The organism is Gramella sp. KN1008, from assembly GCF_004332155.1.
GTDB lineage: Bacteria > Bacteroidota > Bacteroidia > Flavobacteriales > Flavobacteriaceae > Christiangramia.
Window position 1 is genome coordinate 25240 of sequence record NZ_SJDV01000014.1, and the last position, 15537, is coordinate 40776.

Genomic DNA, 15537 nt, shown 5'->3' on the forward strand with positions numbered 1-15537 from the left:
AATGTATGTAAAATTGTAACACAATTGAATGGGTTTGACCGAAATTGATTTACACAAAGAACTGAAGAGGTACTTTGGATTTAGTCAGTTTAAGGGGCTTCAGGAAGAAGTTATTACTAGCATTGTAAAAGGAAATGACACTTTCGTTGTAATGCCAACTGGCGGAGGTAAATCACTATGTTACCAGCTCCCCGCACTTATTTCAGACGGTACCGCGATTGTGGTGTCGCCCCTTATTGCACTAATGAAAAATCAGGTAGATGCCATACGTGGCATCTCTTCAGAATATGGCGTGGCCCATGTTCTTAATTCCTCTCTTAATAAGACCGAAGTTAATCAGGTGAAGAGTGATATCCGTAATGGGATCACCAAGCTACTATATGTCGCCCCCGAATCTCTTACCAAAGAAGATTATGTAGATTTTTTGAGGGAACAGAAGATCGCTTTTATGGCAGTGGACGAAGCTCACTGTATAAGCGAATGGGGACATGATTTTAGGCCTGAATACAGAAACTTAAGACATATTATCAAAAGGATTGGTGATAATATACCTATCATCGCCCTTACTGCGACGGCGACCCCCAAGGTTCAGGAAGATATTCTTAAGAATCTGGGTATTCCGGATGCCAGGACCTTTAAGGCAAGCTTTAACCGTCCAAACTTATATTACGAAGTGAGGCCTAAGACCAAGAACGTAGAAGCCGATATCATTCGTTTTGTAAAGAAAAATGAAGGTAAATCGGGGATCATCTATTGCCTTAGCCGCAAAAAGGTAGAAGAGCTTGCTCAAACCCTTCAGGTGAACGGGATAAAAGCAGTTCCCTACCATGCTGGCCTTGACGGAAAGACCAGGGCCAAACATCAGGATATGTTTCTGATGGAGGATATTGATGTTGTGGTGGCGACCATTGCTTTTGGAATGGGTATAGACAAACCAGATGTCCGGTTCGTGATTCATCACGATATTCCTAAAAGTATTGAAAGCTATTACCAGGAAACCGGTCGTGCCGGAAGAGATGGTGGTGAAGGGCACTGTTTGGCCTTCTATTCGTATAAGGATATAGAAAAACTCGAAAAGTTCATGAGTGGTAAGCCTGTGGCCGAACAGGAAATTGGTCATGCACTTCTTCAGGAAGTGGTCGCCTATGCCGAAACCTCGGTATCCCGTAGGAAATTCATACTTCACTATTTTGGTGAAGAATTCGATACGAAAACGGGCGAAGGTGCTAACATGGATGATAATGTAAGGAATCCAAAAAAGCAGCATGAGGCCAAAGATGACCTGGAATTGCTACTTCGAACTGTTGATGAGACTGATGAGTTGTATAAATCCAAGGAGATAGTTAAAACGCTTATTGGAAAATCCAATGCCTTAATCCTGTCTCATAAAACCGATCAGCATCCGCTTTTTGGGAAGGGAAGTCATCAGGATAGTAACTACTGGATGGCCCTGTCCAGGCAGGCGCTGGTAGCGGGATATCTTCGGAAGGATATTGAAACTTACGGAGTACTGAAAATGACCGAAAAAGGTCGTGATTTTATAAAAAATCCGGTCTCTTTTATGATGACCGAAGACCATATCTATAATGCGGCTACAGAAGAAGCGGTTAGCACCGGGAAAAGTGCGGGATCGGTAGATGATACCCTGGTGAAAATGCTCAAAGAATTGCGTAAGAAAGTAGCTAAAAAGAAAGACCTTCCGCCGTTCGTGATCTTTCAGGATCCTTCCCTGGAGGATATGGCACTCAAATATCCCGTTACCATAGAAGAACTTGGCAATATTCATGGGGTTGGAGAGGGTAAGGCGAAGAAATACGGAAAGGAATTCGTAGAGCTTATTGAAAGATATGTAGAAGATAATGACATCTCGAGACCCGATGATTTCGTGGTTAAATCAACAGGGGCTAATAGTGCTTTAAAGCTGTACATCATTCAGAATGTGGACAGGAAACTGCCACTTCCCGATATTGCCTCTGCCAAAGGAATGGAAATGAGTGAATTTATCAAGGAGATGGAAGCTATCGTTTACAGCGGTACCAAGCTTAACATTGATTATTACCTTGATGATATTCTGGATGAGGATCAGCAGGAAGAGATCCATGAATATTTTCTTGAGGCAGAATCAGATAAGATTGATGAGGCAATGGAAGAGTTTGATGGGGAGTATGATGATGAAGAACTTCGTTTATATAGAATTAAATTCATTAGCCAGGTTGCTAACTAGAAAATAGAGAAAAAAAAAGCCCGGGATTTTCCCGGGCTTTTTTATGAAATATATTGATTACAGACTGTACGATAAACTAAGTATCCATTGTGAAGGTCTGGAATCAATTTTAAACCCGGAGTCTGTGGCAACTTCTCCTCCTTGAGCAAAGTTATCCTGAAATGAACCTTCATGTCTAAGGTCAAATCCTAATCTTCCAAGATCTATACCTGCACCAAGCTGATAACCTACTGTGATATCTCTCTCAACATCCTCAATTTCAAAGCCGGCCTCTTCAATCTCATTCTTCAGAATATACTGAAAAGATGGACCTGCCTTAATGTTTAAAGGTCCCAGCACGTTAAGGCCTAACAGGACAGGAGCATCAATTTTGCTCAGCTTATAATCAAAATCTGAATATTCGGTATTTAATTCTGTATACATTAGTTCCGGCTGAAGAAATATTCCCACGATCTCAAATTGGGCGAAAAGCCCCGCATGAAATCCTGTTTTGTTTTCTCCATCCTCGAAGGAAGAAGTGAAATCTCCGGAAACATCATTAAATGATTCGTATTCCCCAGTAGCACCATAATTTAAACCTCCTTTTATACCAAATTCGGCACTTTGCGCTAAAACGCTAGCTCCTGAGAAAAGAAAGGCTAGCAACATTAACTTTTTCATATCCTATAGATTTGTTTTTGTTAGACTAATATAACGCCGATACTCTAAAGATTATTCTTGTTTAACAAAAAAAAGCCTTTCAGAAATCGTTCTGAAAGGCTTCAATTAGTTGAGGTTTAAATGCTTATTTCCTCTTTATGACTTTCTCTGTGGCTTTAACAATTGCCGCGGCATTCAAGCCGTATTTATCCATTAATTGAGCAGGTGTTCCACTCTCGCCAAAGGTATCCTGCGTAGCCACAAATTCCTGAGGTGCAGGGAAATTCTGAGCCAAAGTTCTGGCAACGCTTTCTCCCAGTCCGCCAAGAAAGTTATGCTCTTCGGCAGTGACAACACAGCCTGTTTTCTTTACAGATTTTATGATAGCTTCCTCATCCAGAGGTTTAATGGTATGGATATTAATAACTTCAGCACTAATGCCTTTATCGTTTAGCTCTACGGCAGCCTGAATGGCTTCCCAAACCAAATGACCTGTGGCAATTATTGTTACATCAGTTCCTTCATAAAGCTTAACGGCTTTTCCAATCTCGAATTTCTGATCTTCAGGGGTGAAATTGGCAACTTTTGGTCTTCCAAATCTAAGATATACAGGTCCATCATGTTCTGCAATAGCAAGAGTAGCCGCTTTTGTTTGATTGAAGTCACAGGTATTGATAACTGTCATTCCCGGGAGCATTTTCATAAGCCCTAAATCTTCAAGGATCTGGTGCGTGGCTCCATCTTCACCTAAAGTTACGCCGGCGTGGCTAGCGCAGATTTTCACATTTTTGCCAGAATAGGCGATACTTTGACGGATCTGGTCATAGACCCTTCCGGTAGAAAAGTTTGCAAAAGTACCTGTAAATGGAATTTTTCCGCCAATGGTCATTCCCGCGGCCATGCCCATCATATTTGCTTCAGCGATACCAACCTGGAAAAATCGCTCAGGATGATTAGCTTTGAATTCGTCCATTTTAAGAGATCCGGTTAGGTCGGCACAAAGGGCCACCACATTTTCATTGGTTTTGCCCAACTCGGTAAGTCCGGCTCCAAAACCTGATCTGGTATCTTTACTTCCTGTATTTATATATTCTTTCATGGTCTTTTTGAATTTTGATTTTTAATGAATGCAGAGATTAGTAATCTCCAAGTGTTTCCGGGTTTTGAGAAAGAGCATTTTCCAACTGCTCATCATTTGGAGCTTTACCATGCCATGCGTGGGTGTGCATCATAAAGTCAACTCCGTGTCCCATTACTGTATTCATTAAAACACAAACCGGTTTTCCTTTTCCGGTTCTTGATTTTGCTTCCTGCAGACCATCAATTACCTGCTGAATATTATTTCCATCTTCAATTTCCATTATATCCCAGCCAAAGGCTTCGAACTTGGTCTTAAGATTGCCCATAGGTAGCACATTCTCTGTACTTCCGTCAATTTGCTGTCCGTTGTGGTCTATGGTGGAGATAAGATTGTCTACGCTGTTAGCCCCTGCATACATGATTGCTTCCCAGTTCTGACCTTCCTGAAGTTCACCATCGCCGTGAAGGGAGTAAACCATATGAGAATCTTTATTAAGCTTCTTGGATAGAGCTGCACCAATGGCAACACTCATTCCCTGTCCCAGAGAACCTGAAGCGATCCTTACACCTGGCAGTCCCTCATGGGTAGTAGGATGTCCCTGGAGACGGGAGTCAATCAGCCTGAAGGTATTAAGTTCATCTACAGGAAAATAGCCTGTACGAGCAAGTACACTATAATAAACAGGTGAAATATGTCCGTTGGACAGGAAGAACAGGTCTTCATCTTTTCCGTCCATATTAAAATCGGTGTTATGTTCCATAACCACCTTGTAAAGAGCTGTGAAAAATTCAGTACAGCCTAAAGAACCTCCGGGGTGCCCGGAATTTACTTTGTGGACCTGCCTTAAAATATCCCTGCGAACCTGGGTAGCAAAATCTTGTAATTCGTTGATGTCTGGCATTTTAAATTGTGTTGTTTTTTAAAAGGCCAAAAATAACTCTTTTAAGGGCTTTGACAAAGTATCATTAAGCCAGTTATTAACTTTTTATGGAAAATACTAACAGAGCTTCATGCTTTAGGACTTCCATTTGAGTTTTAGTTGAGTATCTTTGCACCCATTAAATTGAACTATGAAATTTGAACTTTTAACTACCGATGCCGGTAGTAAAGCGAGGGCAGGAAAAATAACCACAGATCACGGAGAAATTGAAACACCTATTTTTATGCCGGTAGGTACCGTTGGCTCGGTGAAAGGGGTGCATCAAAAGGAATTAAAGGAAGATATAAATCCCGATATTATTTTAGGGAATACTTACCATCTTTATTTAAGACCCCAGACAGATATTCTGAAAAAAGCTGGTGGGCTTCATAAATTCATGAACTGGGATCGTAATATACTTACCGATAGTGGAGGTTACCAGGTGTACTCTCTTTCGGAAAGGAGGAAGATCAAGGAAGAAGGAGTGAAGTTCAAATCTCATATAGATGGATCCTATCACACCTTTACCCCTGAAAATGTGATGGAAATTCAGCGGGCTATTGGAGCAGATATTATCATGGCATTTGATGAATGTACTCCATATCCTTGCGATTATAATTATGCCAGGCGTTCCATGCATATGACGCATCGCTGGCTGGACAGGTGTATAAACCATCTTGAAAAGACTCCTGAAATTTACGATTACAAGCAAACCCTGTTTCCAATAGTGCAGGGTAGCACTTATAAGGATCTTAGGAGGCAGTCTGCCGAATATATAGCAAATGCCGGAGCTGAAGGAAATGCCATAGGCGGACTCTCGGTAGGAGAACCTGCAGAAGAAATGTATGCTATGACAGAGGTGGTAACCGAGATTCTACCTGAAGATAAACCACGATACCTTATGGGAGTTGGAACTCCTATTAATATTCTTGAAAATATTGCCTTAGGTATAGATATGTTCGATTGTGTGATGCCTACCCGTAACGGAAGGAATGGAATGTTGTTCACGTCTCACGGAACTATCAATATTAAGAATAAGAAATGGGAAGCCGATTTTTCTCCGATAGATGAGGAAGGAATAAGTTTTGTGGATTCTCAATATTCCAAAGCTTATGTGAGGCATTTATTTTCAGTAAATGAAATGCTTGGCAGGCAAATTGCCAGTATCCATAATCTTAGCTTTTATCTGTGGTTGGTAAGAGAGGCCAGAAAGCATATCTTAGCCGGAGATTTTACCCCTTGGAAGAATAAAATGGTAAAACAAATGGACAAACGACTTTAATAGGAAGAATTGAAGATTCTTGATTGGTACATACTTAAGCGTTATTTAGGGACTTTCATAATGATGCTGGTCCTTTTTATCCCTATTGGGATAACCGTGAACCTGGCCGAAAAGATTGACAAGATCCTGGAAAATGAGGTGCCGTTCATGGAAGTGGTGTATTATTATATAGACTTCACAGTTTATTTTGCCAATCTTTTATTTCCGATTTTTCTGTTCCTTTCGGTGATCTGGTTCACCTCTAAACTTGCGATGAACACAGAGATTGTTGCCTTTTTGAGTAGTGGGGTATCCTTCTACCGTTTTTTAAGGCCATATCTTGTAGGCGCAACTATCGTGTGTATTGGAGCTCTTATCCTGGCGATGTATCTGGCTCCTCAGGCTAGTAAGGGATTTAATGAGTTTAAATATCAGTATCTCAAGCGGGGACAGCAAACCCAGGAGACTAATGATGTTTACAGGCAGGTGAATGATAATGAATATATTTATGCCAGTCACTTTCAGCCCAAGTCAAAGTCGGCGCGTAACTTTACCCTTGAGCATTTTGAAGGGAACGAGCTTAAATTCAAGATAAGCGCTTCCAATCTAAGATATAATGAAGAAGACAGTACTTATCAGTTAACAAGGGTGGATAAAAGGATCATAGGGAAGGAAGAAGACAGTATTATGTTCATGAGAACCCTGGATACTGTGCTTCCATTTGAATTTGACGATCTTACGCCCGAGTCTTACATAGCCGAAACACTTAATTACACTGAACTTAACGACTTTATAGATAAGGAAAAAAGACGAGGCTCGGGAAATATAAATCGATATCTTGTAGTTGCCTATAAACGTTGGAGTATCCCGATTTCTGCCTTTATCCTTACCATTATCGCGGTGGCGGTGGCTTCCTTTAAAAGAAGAGGAGGGATGGGTGTAAACCTGGCGGTAGGTATTACTCTGGCCTTTATTTTTATTTTCTTTGATAAGGTATTTGGAACAATGGCAGAGCAATCCAGCTTTTCCCCCTTGATTGCCGTTTGGTTTCCTAACGTGGTATTTGGGGTACTTGCCGTAATCCTTTTATATCGTGCTAAACGTTAATTGAAAAATTAAAGCCTTTCAGGAAATTCTATCCTTTCAAAGTTGTTATATTTGTAAGCTATAAAAGTTAAATACCATAACCTGTATGGAATATTTAGATTTTGAACAACCCATCAAAGAGCTTGAAGAACAGTATGCCAAGGCATGTAATATAGGTGAAGAAAGCGAAGTTGATGTTACTGCTACCTGCAGGCAGATTGAGAAGAAACTTATTGAAAAGAAGAAGGAGATCTATAAGAACCTTACTCCCTGGCAACGAGTTCAGCTTTCCAGGCATCCTAACAGACCATATACTTTAGATTATATCAATGCCATTTGCGGAGACACTTTCCTTGAACTACATGGAGACAGGAATGTACGTGACGATAAGGCGATGATCGGAGGACTTGGAAAGATAGATGACCAGAGTTATATGTTCATCGGTCAGCAGAAAGGTTATAACACCAAGACGAGGCAGTACCGGAATTTCGGAATGGCCAATCCTGAAGGTTATAGAAAAGCCCTTAGGTTAATGAAATCTGCTGAGAAATTTGGAGTCCCCGTAGTAAGTTTCATTGATACTCCCGGAGCCTATCCCGGCCTTGAGGCTGAAGAAAGAGGACAGGGAGAGGCCATAGCCAGAAATATTCTGGAAATGACGAGGCTTAAGGTGCCTATTATTGTAGTGATAATAGGTGAAGGTGCAAGTGGAGGAGCCCTTGGAATAGGAGTTGGAGATAAAGTAATGATGCTGGAAAATACCTGGTATTCGGTAATTTCTCCTGAATCCTGCTCTTCGATCCTATGGAGAAGCTGGGAATATAAGGAACAGGCGGCTGAAGCTCTTAAACTTACCGCTACCGATATGAAAAAGCAAAAGCTGATTGATGAGATTATAAAGGAACCTTTAGGTGGAGCACATAGCGATAAAGAGGAAACTTATAATAAGGTAAAATCTTCAATTTCCAAAGCTTATTCTGAACTTAAAAACTTATCACCAGAAGATCTGGTAGAAAAAAGAATGGATAAGTATTTGGACATGGGCGTGTTCAAAGGATAAGTTCTTTGTTTATATAACATCATGGAAAATCCGGAAAAATATATCCGGATTTTTTTTACCTTATTAACAGCAAATGAAACTTATTAACAGGTAAATTGTTGATTACCTGTTAAGTAAGTTAGAGATGTTTCTTTAAGAATGTCTTAACAAATTTTTTACTTTCGTTTTTATGGAAAAAATCACCTCCCCCCAGAATATTACATATAAAAGACCTAATGTTGTAAGTTTAGAAAAAGGAAAAGTCCCTCCGCAAGCCGTTGATTTAGAAGAGGTTGTGCTTGGGGCTATGATGATAGATAAAAAAGGTGTGGACGAGATCATCGACATCCTCCATCCTGAAGCCTTTTACAAGAACGCCCATAAACTTATTTATGAGGCTGTTAAAAAATTATTCGATAATTCAGAGGCTATTGACTTATTAACCGTTTCCAATCAGTTAAAAAAAGATGGCCAGTTTGATAAGGTAGGTGGGGACTATTATCTCATCCAGCTTACCCAGAAGGTTTCCAGTTCCGCGCATATCGAATTTCATGCGCGTATTATCCTGCAGAAATATATCCAGCGTAGCCTTATCAAGATTTCAAATGAGATCATTGAAGAAGCTTACGACGAGGGAACCGATGTTTTTGATCTTCTGGATAGTGCCGAAGCAAAATTATATGAGGTAACTCAGGGGAATATCAAGCGTTCAACAGAAACAGCCCAGAGTCTGGTAATGCAGGCCAAAAAGAAAATTCAGGAGATTTCCAATAAAGAAGGTTTAAGTGGAGTGCCTTCCGGTTTCGAAAAACTGGATGAGCTAACTTCAGGATGGCAGCCATCAGACCTTATTATCGTTGCAGCTCGTCCTGGTATGGGTAAAACAGCTTTAACACTGTCTATGGCTAGAAATATTGCTGTAGATCAGGGGATTCCCGTCGCTTTCTTCTCGCTGGAGATGTCTTCGGTTCAGCTTATAACCCGTTTGATATCTTCCGAAACAGGTCTTTCTTCTGAAAAATTGAGGACAGGAAAATTAGAACAACACGAATGGGAGCAGTTAAATGTCAAGGTTAAAGATCTTGAGAAAGCACCTCTTTTTATAGATGATACGCCATCGCTTTCAATTTTTGACCTTAGAGCGAAAGCACGCCGACTTGCTTCTCAACATGGCATCAGAATGATCGTGATCGATTATCTGCAGTTGATGACGGCAGGAGGAAGTCAGAAAGGTGGTAACAGGGAGCAGGAGATATCTACGATCTCACGTAACTTAAAGGCTCTTGCCAAGGAATTGAATGTGCCGGTAATCGCGCTTTCACAGCTTTCCCGTGCGGTGGAGACCAGGGGAGGAAGTAAGCGTCCGTTACTATCAGACCTTAGGGAATCTGGAGCGATCGAGCAGGATGCCGATATTGTATCATTCATTTATCGTCCTGAATATTACAAAATCGAGGAGTGGGACGATGAAGAAAGAACACCTACACAGGGACAGGCAGAATTCATTGTGGCCAAGCACCGTAATGGTGGTCTTGAAAATATCAGGCTTAAATTCATTGGAGAACTCGGTAAATTTGATAATTTAGAAGACTTTAGTTTCCCATCAGAAATTCCTTCCAGTATGAATAGTTCTGAAGGGGATAATGACTTTGGGAATTACAATTTACCAAATCCAAGTGCCGATGAGGCTTTTGGAAGTTCAATGAACAGTGATTTTGATGATGATGATAATGACGTTCCGTTCTAATGAAAACAAGCTGAATTCGGCTAGGGAGAAAACTATATCTAATAATATTATAGGCAGCAAGGTATTTAAGAAGACTTTGCTGCTTTCTTTTTTTCTGCTTTTAAGCATTTCCTCCTTTGCTTCTAAAATTCTTATCCCTATGGATGCCGAATCGCAAAGCAATCATCTAAAGGCATATGGAATAGTTTACTATTCTTTAGAGAACCAGTTGAATGTGAACTGGCTCCTTAATTACCGGGGTGGTTCTTTCCTTATTTCTGACTCTGAAAGGCTTAGAAAAGAGTGCCAGATTAGGGGGGTGGATTTTGAGCTTATAAGTGATAATTTGGCTCAGAGTATTTTGGAAGAGATCAGTAGTCCTTCTAAAAATATGGAATCTGTGGCCCTGGAAAAAGCACCTAAAATTGCAGTTTATAGTCCTCAGGGAAACAAACCCTGGGATGATGCGGTTACAATGGCTCTTACATATGCTGAGATACCCTATAAAACTATTTACGACAGGGAAGTACTGAATGATGCATTGGTGCTCTATGATTGGCTGCATTTGCATCATGAGGATTTTACAGGCCAGTATGGCAAATTTTACCGAACCTTTCGCACTGCTCCCTGGTATATTGAAGAGAAAAAGCAAGCTGAAGATTTGGCAGCGGAATTGGGGTATTCCAAGGTTTCGGAAGAAAAGCTTGCAGTCGCTCTGAAGATCAGGGATTATGTGGTGGGCGGTGGATTCATGTTCGCAATGTGCAGTGCAACTGATAGTTTTGATATTGCACTCGCGGCTGAAGGGGTTGATATTGCCGAAGCCATGTTCGATGGTGATCCAAGTGAACCGGGCTATCAATCGAAAATTGACTTCAATAAGACTTTTGCTTTTACCGATTTTGAACTGGAAAGAAGTCCTATGGTCTATGAGTTTTCCAGTATAGATATGACCGCGAAAAGGCAAATTCCGAAAGAAAGTGATTATTTCACTTTAATGGATTATTCAGCAAAATGGGATGTGGTGCCAACAATGCTTACCCAGAATCATACCCGTCTGGTCAAAGGATTTATGGGGCAGACTACCAGTTATGATCCTTCCACGGTCAAGCCAGGAGTGCTTATTATGGGCGAAAGCAAATTGAATGGAGAGGCCCGGTATATACACGGAATTAAAGGCAAAGGCTTTTTTACATTTTATGGAGGGCATGATCCGGAAGATTATCAGCACCGGGTAGGGGACCCAAAGACAGAACTGGAGTTACATCCTAACTCACCAGGTTACAGGCTTATTCTTAATAATGTTCTGTTTCCGGCTGCTAAAAAGAAAGAACAGAAGACTTAATAAATTGATTTTGTCTTGATATGAAGATATTTCAGAAGGAAATAAAATTAAAGGCCAGAGAACGTGGTTTTCATCTTATTACTGATGAGATTCTTAATCAGTTTTCCGAAATAAGGAGTATTGAAACGGGTTTTTTACAGGTTTTTATAAAGCATACTTCAGCGGGTCTGGCAATAAATGAAAATGCAGATCCTACGGTGCTGGAAGACTTTGAAAGTCATTTTAATAAAATGGTACCTGAAGGCCAGTCTTATTATAAGCATACCGCCGAAGGGCCGGACGATATGCCTGCCCATATCAAATCTTCCCTTACCGGTACTTCAGTCCAGATTCCGCTTACGGGTGGCAGGTTGAACCTTGGAACCTGGCAGGGCGTCTATTTATGTGAACATCGCAATCACGGAGGAGCGCGAAATCTGGTTCTAACGGCCTATGGGCATTAATAAAAAAATCCCGCCAAACTGGCGGGATTCTTATATAAGAGAGTGTAATCGTTTTATTTTACTTTTTCAACAATCGCTTTAAAAGCTTCTGGGTTGTTCATCGCCAGGTCTGCAAGAACCTTACGGTTAAGCCCTATATCGCTGGCTTTGAGTTTCCCCATAAATTGTGAATAAGACATTCCATTTTCTCTGGCAGCAGCGTTTATACGCATAATCCAAAGTGAACGGAAATTGCGTTTCTTGGCTTTACGGTCTCTGTATGCGTAAAGCATAGCTTTTTCAACCGCATTTTTAGCAACGGTCCAAACATTCTTACGACGTCCGAAATAACCTTTTGCTTGCTTTAAAACTTTTTTTCTACGTGCCCTTTTGGCTACTGAATTTACTGATCTTGGCATATTTTACATTTTTTTGTAGCAGGCGGTCTAAACGACACTTTTAACTTGAACTTCCAACTGTCTCAATGAGCACAATCGAAGTGTTGCCCGACTCCATGGTTAAAAAATTAATTAAACCGAAAACTTCAGTTTACTTTAAACGTAATTGAAGTTTTACATTGTCCTTATCTGCATCATGTACCAAAGTACTGTGAGTTAAGGCTAGCTTACGTTTCTTAGACTTCTTTGTTAAGATGTGACTCTTAAACGCGTGCTTTCTTTTGATTTTACCAGTTCCGGTTAGCTTAAAACGCTTCTTGGCGCTGGATTTCGTTTTCATCTTAGGCATTGCTGTCCTTTTTTATAATTAACTCTCTTATTCTCTTAAATATCTAAAACCTCAAATTTTTCTTGAGAGGTTCTTATTTCGTTTTCTTAGGAGCCATGAACATAGTCATACGTTTTCCTTCCAATTTCGGCATTTGCTCTACCTTTCCGTATTCTTCAAGATCCTGTGCCAGTCTTAAAAGAAGGATTTCTCCTTTGTCCTTGAATACTATAGATCTACCTTTAAAGAATACAAAAGCTTTAAGCTTTGCTCCATCTTTCAAGAATTTCTCAGCATTTCGCTTTTTGAACTCGTAGTCGTGATCGTCTGTATTAGGGCCAAAACGAATCTCCTTTACAACTACCTTACTGGCTTTAGCTTTCATGGCTTTCTCACGTTTCTTCTGTTCATAAAGAAACTTTTTGTAATCCATGGCCTTCACCACCGGTGGTTTGGCATTTGGAGAAATCTCTACCAGGTCAAGCCCCATTTCCTGTGCAATGGAAAGTGCTTTCTTTGTAGGATATACATCCATTTCAACGTTGTCACCAACCAAACGTACTTCGTCTGCTTTGATTTTCTCGTTAATTCGGTGTTGTTCTTCTTTTTGTCTACCGAATTTGTTGGGTTTTCTTCTTCGTATTGCTATGGCTCAAAATTTTAATTAAACTTCAGTTTTGAAAGGCTTTAAGGTACTATTGATTTCTGTATTTATCAAATTTGCGAATTCTTCAATCTTCATTGTGCCTAAATCTCCTTCGCCATGTCTTCGTACAGAAACCGTACCATCCTCAGCTTCCTGTTCTCCAACTATCAGCATATAAGGGTATTTATTCACTTCTGCTTCCCTTATTTTCTTACCAATAGTTTCGTTTCTATTGTCTACAAGGGCGCGAATTTCGTGATTTTCAAGTAAACTTAAAACTTTTTGGGAGTATTTTTCATATTTCTCACTGAGTGAGAGAATAATAGCCTGTTCAGGCATTAGCCACAGCGGAAAGTTGCCACCTGTATGCTCCAAAAGGATGGCTACAAACCTTTCCATGCTTCCAAATGGTGCACGATGGATCATTACCGGGCGATGTGACTCATTGTCACTTCCTTTATAGGTAAGGTCAAATCTTTCCGGTAGATTATAATCCACCTGAATGGTTCCAAGCTGCCAGCTTCTCCCCAGCGCATCTTTTACCATGAAATCCAGTTTAGGTCCATAGAAAGCCGCTTCTCCTGTTTCAATCACATAGTTCAGGCCTTTTTCTTCGGCAGCATTGATAATCGCCTGTTCTGCTTTTTCCCATACCTCGTCAGAACCTATATATTTATCCTTGTTCTCAGGATCCCTTAAAGAAACCTGGGTTACAAAATCTTCAAATCCGAGTGAACGGAATACATATAAGGTAAGGTCGATCACATTTTTGAATTCCTGGTCCAGTTGTTCTGGTGTACAGAATATATGTGCATCATCCTGGGTGAACCCACGAACTCTTGTCAGGCCATGAAGTTCCCCGCTTTGTTCGTATCTGTAAACTGTACCGAATTCTGCAAATCTCTTCGGGAGGTCACGATAACTCCATGATGATGAATTGTACATTTCACAGTGGTGTGGACAGTTCATGGGTTTCAACATGAATTCCTCACCCTCATTGGGTGTACTGATAGGCTGAAAACTGTCTTCACCGTATTTGGCATAATGCCCGGAAGTAACATATAATTCTTTACTACCTATATGTGGACTCACAACCATTTCGTATCCGGCTTTCTTCTGGGCCTTCTTTAGGAAATTTTCAAGACGTTCCCTTAAAGCTGCGCCTTTTGGAAGCCACAATGGGAGTCCCTGACCAACTTTTTGTGAGAAAGTGAAAAGTTCTAGTTCTTTACCTAATTTTCTATGGTCTCTCTTCTTGGCCTCTTCAAGTAACTCGAGATATTCTTTAAGTTCTTTCTGTTTAGGAAATGAAATACCATACACTCTTGTAAGCTGTGGATTATTTTCATCTCCACGCCAGTATGCTCCGGCAACGTTCATCAATTTAACTGCTTTGATGATCCCGGTGTTCGGAATATGTCCTCCACGACAGAGATCGGTAAAGGTATCGTGGTCGCAGAAGGTTATATCGCCGTCTTCAAGATTCTCGATGAGTTCAACTTTGAATGGATTTTCTTCGTTCTTATAAAAATCAAGAGCCTCCTGTTTTGAAACCTCTCTCATCTGGAAATCATGTTTGCCTCGCGCTATTTCCAGCATTCTGTCTTCGATCTTTTTAAAATCAGACTCAGAGATCTTTTGATCGCCGAAATCTATATCATAATAGAACCCTCTTTCAATAGCCGGACCTATGGTGAGTTTGGCTCCCGGATAAAGATCCTGGATAGCCTGGGCCATAACATGTGAGGTAGAATGCCAGAAAGCCTTTTTTCCCTCGTCATCTCTCCATGTAAATAGAACAAGATCTCCGTCGGTATTTAATGGTGTTGTCGTTTCAACCGTAGTGTCATTAAACTTAGCTGAAATCACATTCCGGGCAAGGCCTTCACTTATGCTCTTTGCCACCTCCATTGGAGTAGTTCCTTTTTTAAACTCCTTAATACTACCATCGGGTAGGCTAATCTTGATCATTTTATATTGATTTTTAAGGGCACAAAGATAAGATGTTGAAATTGGTTGCGCAATACATATATAGATATAGGCAGTGATATTATTCGTTGGGTGGAAAAAGATGGTTTTTCTGTGATGATATTGAGGGGTTCTTATTTTTTTTGATACCGAAATTACTCAGATATAGAAGTTTAGGTTGAAGGGTGAGAAATATTCCAAAAATACTTTAGAAAAAGTTTGTTGGTAAGGAAAGAATGAGTGTATATTTGCAGCCGCTTTCGCAGGGAGCGGATGTTCACTGACAGTAATGGGAATAGGGCTTAAGGCTGAAAATGGCTTAGGAATAATTTTAAATTTTTTCTTTAAAATTATTTGGATTGGAAAGGATAGTCGTTTTATATTTGCACCCGCTTTGGAAACGAAGTGATGTTCATTTGGAAGGGGTTGTGGAGCAGGTAAGGGTTTTGTTGTTG

General features: G+C 40.5%; 15 protein-coding genes. 7 read left to right on the forward strand and 8 right to left on the reverse strand.

Features of this window, described 5'->3' with window-relative positions; genetic code table 11:
- The first annotated feature begins 28 nt into the window (after positions 1-28).
- Positions 29-2224 (forward strand): DNA helicase RecQ, encoded by a 2196-nt coding sequence (gene recQ, locus EZJ28_RS15515; RefSeq protein WP_131399552.1) that lies wholly within the window; start codon positions 29-31, stop codon positions 2222-2224.
- 57 nt (positions 2225-2281) lie between these two features.
- On the opposite strand, the gene EZJ28_RS15520 is transcribed toward recQ, so the two are convergent.
- The 3 genes from EZJ28_RS15520 to EZJ28_RS15530 all read right to left on the reverse strand — a co-directional run bounded on the left by EZJ28_RS15520 (position 2282) and on the right by EZJ28_RS15530 (position 4845).
- Positions 2282-2884: an outer membrane beta-barrel protein gene (locus EZJ28_RS15520; protein WP_131399554.1), complete on the reverse strand. Its 603-nt coding sequence runs from the start codon at positions 2882-2884 to the stop codon at positions 2282-2284.
- 124 nt (positions 2885-3008) lie between these two features.
- A complete protein-coding gene (locus EZJ28_RS15525) occupies positions 3009-3962 on the reverse strand; it encodes a transketolase family protein (RefSeq protein ID WP_131399556.1) in 954 nt (317 codons plus the stop codon).
- A 37-nt stretch (positions 3963-3999) separates the two neighbouring features.
- Entirely contained in the window at positions 4000-4845 is an 846-nt protein-coding gene (locus tag EZJ28_RS15530; RefSeq protein WP_131399558.1) for a transketolase, read from the reverse strand.
- Positions 4846-5014: 169 nt separating this feature from the next.
- On the opposite strand from EZJ28_RS15530, the gene tgt reads away from it, so the two are divergent.
- The 6 genes from tgt to EZJ28_RS15560 all read left to right on the forward strand — a co-directional run bounded on the left by tgt (position 5015) and on the right by EZJ28_RS15560 (position 11763).
- Entirely contained in the window at positions 5015-6145 is a 1131-nt protein-coding gene (gene tgt, locus EZJ28_RS15535; protein WP_131399560.1) for a tRNA guanosine(34) transglycosylase Tgt, read from the forward strand.
- Between the two features lie 9 nt (positions 6146-6154).
- Complete coding sequence (locus EZJ28_RS15540; protein WP_131399562.1) at positions 6155-7231, forward strand: LptF/LptG family permease; 1077 nt, start codon at positions 6155-6157, stop codon at positions 7229-7231.
- A gap of 85 nt (positions 7232-7316) precedes the next feature.
- Positions 7317-8270 (forward strand): acetyl-CoA carboxylase carboxyltransferase subunit alpha, encoded by a 954-nt coding sequence (locus tag EZJ28_RS15545; RefSeq protein WP_131399564.1) that lies wholly within the window; start codon positions 7317-7319, stop codon positions 8268-8270.
- Positions 8271-8439: 169 nt separating this feature from the next.
- Positions 8440-9996, forward strand: a complete 1557-nt coding sequence (gene dnaB, locus EZJ28_RS15550; protein ID WP_131399566.1) for a replicative DNA helicase — start codon at positions 8440-8442, stop codon at positions 9994-9996.
- 139 nt (positions 9997-10135) lie between these two features.
- On the forward strand, positions 10136-11320 hold the full coding sequence (locus tag EZJ28_RS15555) for an asparagine synthetase B (RefSeq protein ID WP_242670144.1): 1185 nt from the start codon (positions 10136-10138) through the stop codon (positions 11318-11320).
- A gap of 20 nt (positions 11321-11340) precedes the next feature.
- The gene (locus EZJ28_RS15560) at positions 11341-11763 is read left to right on the forward strand and encodes a secondary thiamine-phosphate synthase enzyme YjbQ (RefSeq protein WP_131399568.1); all 423 of its coding nucleotides are present in this window, start codon (positions 11341-11343) and stop codon (positions 11761-11763) included.
- A 53-nt stretch (positions 11764-11816) separates the two neighbouring features.
- Here EZJ28_RS15560 and rplT read toward each other — a convergent pair whose 3' ends face one another.
- From rplT to EZJ28_RS16130, 5 genes are all read right to left on the reverse strand, one after another.
- A complete protein-coding gene (rplT, locus tag EZJ28_RS15565) occupies positions 11817-12161 on the reverse strand; it encodes a 50S ribosomal protein L20 (RefSeq protein ID WP_131399570.1) in 345 nt (114 codons plus the stop codon).
- Positions 12162-12291: 130 nt separating this feature from the next.
- Entirely contained in the window at positions 12292-12489 is a 198-nt protein-coding gene (gene rpmI / locus EZJ28_RS15570) for a 50S ribosomal protein L35 (protein WP_011708523.1), read from the reverse strand.
- 73 nt (positions 12490-12562) lie between these two features.
- Complete coding sequence (gene infC, locus EZJ28_RS15575; protein ID WP_347562612.1) at positions 12563-13111, reverse strand: translation initiation factor IF-3; 549 nt, start codon at positions 13109-13111, stop codon at positions 12563-12565.
- A gap of 21 nt (positions 13112-13132) precedes the next feature.
- Positions 13133-15085 carry a threonine--tRNA ligase gene (thrS, locus tag EZJ28_RS15580; RefSeq protein WP_131399574.1) on the reverse strand — a complete coding sequence of 651 codons (1953 nt, stop codon included), beginning with the start codon at positions 15083-15085 and terminating at the stop codon, positions 13133-13135.
- Positions 15086-15241: 156 nt separating this feature from the next.
- Positions 15242-15537, reverse strand: a 296-nt coding sequence (locus EZJ28_RS16130; protein WP_207388478.1) for a hypothetical protein, incomplete at its 5' end; no start/stop codon positions are given.

What these genes read in the sequence shown, in the direction of transcription:
- recQ (WP_131399552.1), top strand. Translation starts at nt 29, where the DNA reads ATGGGTTTGACCGAAATTGATTTACACAAAGAACTGAAGAGGTACTTT.
- EZJ28_RS15520 (WP_131399554.1), bottom strand. Translation starts at nt 2,884, where the DNA reads ATGAAAAAGTTAATGTTGCTAGCCTTTCTTTTCTCAGGAGCTAGCGTT.
- EZJ28_RS15525 (WP_131399556.1), bottom strand. Translation starts at nt 3,962, where the DNA reads ATGAAAGAATATATAAATACAGGAAGTAAAGATACCAGATCAGGTTTT.
- EZJ28_RS15530 (WP_131399558.1), bottom strand. Translation starts at nt 4,845, where the DNA reads ATGCCAGACATCAACGAATTACAAGATTTTGCTACCCAGGTTCGCAGG.
- tgt (WP_131399560.1), top strand. Translation starts at nt 5,015, where the DNA reads ATGAAATTTGAACTTTTAACTACCGATGCCGGTAGTAAAGCGAGGGCA.
- EZJ28_RS15545 (WP_131399564.1), top strand. Translation starts at nt 7,317, where the DNA reads ATGGAATATTTAGATTTTGAACAACCCATCAAAGAGCTTGAAGAACAG.
- dnaB (WP_131399566.1), top strand. Translation starts at nt 8,440, where the DNA reads ATGGAAAAAATCACCTCCCCCCAGAATATTACATATAAAAGACCTAAT.
- EZJ28_RS15555 (WP_242670144.1), top strand. Translation starts at nt 10,136, where the DNA reads ATGGATGCCGAATCGCAAAGCAATCATCTAAAGGCATATGGAATAGTT.
- EZJ28_RS15560 (WP_131399568.1), top strand. Translation starts at nt 11,341, where the DNA reads ATGAAGATATTTCAGAAGGAAATAAAATTAAAGGCCAGAGAACGTGGT.
- rplT (WP_131399570.1), bottom strand. Translation starts at nt 12,161, where the DNA reads ATGCCAAGATCAGTAAATTCAGTAGCCAAAAGGGCACGTAGAAAAAAA.
- rpmI (WP_011708523.1), bottom strand. Translation starts at nt 12,489, where the DNA reads ATGCCTAAGATGAAAACGAAATCCAGCGCCAAGAAGCGTTTTAAGCTA.
- thrS (WP_131399574.1), bottom strand. Translation starts at nt 15,085, where the DNA reads ATGATCAAGATTAGCCTACCCGATGGTAGTATTAAGGAGTTTAAAAAA.